Source organism: Lactobacillus sp. UMNPBX19 (genome assembly GCF_002553805.1).
Lineage (GTDB): Bacteria > Bacillota > Bacilli > Lactobacillales > Lactobacillaceae > Lactobacillus.
Genome location: NZ_PCYR01000109.1, coordinates 1 through 448 on the forward strand (window position 1 = coordinate 1; position 448 = coordinate 448).

Annotated in this window: 1 protein-coding gene; it reads right to left on the reverse strand. The window is 38.6% G+C overall.

The window, feature by feature from the left end; translation table 11 throughout:
* Positions 1-448, reverse strand: a 448-nt coding sequence (whiA, locus tag CP370_RS09315) for a DNA-binding protein WhiA (RefSeq protein WP_098046680.1), incomplete at both ends; no start/stop codon positions are given.

Genomic DNA, 448 nt, shown 5'->3' on the forward strand with positions numbered 1-448 from the left:
TTCTGCTTCTTTTAGATATACGATAAAGCCTGAGCGACGTTCAACCACCTTCGCATTCAAATCAAAACGATTCATCAAGTTCGCTAATTGTGTCGCTTGTTCTTCATATAAAGAGTATATTTCCAAATGATAGCGACTAGTTTCTGGATTATTAACGGATCCTGCCGCCAAAAAAGCGCCCCGTAAATATGAACGGGCTTTACCTTCTGGCTCTAACCATTCATCAGGTACAGTGGGCAATAGTTCAAAATCTTCGAAGATGTGTAAGTCATCAAGTAATTCACTAACACCTTGCGTAATACGAACAACATACAAATTGTTTTTCTTTAATTTCATTTGACGGCGTACAGATATTTCTGATGGCAAACGATAGAATTGCTGCAATAATCCTAATATTCGTCGCGCAGTTGCCGCATTTTCAGTTTGCACATTGAGCGTAAAATGTTGA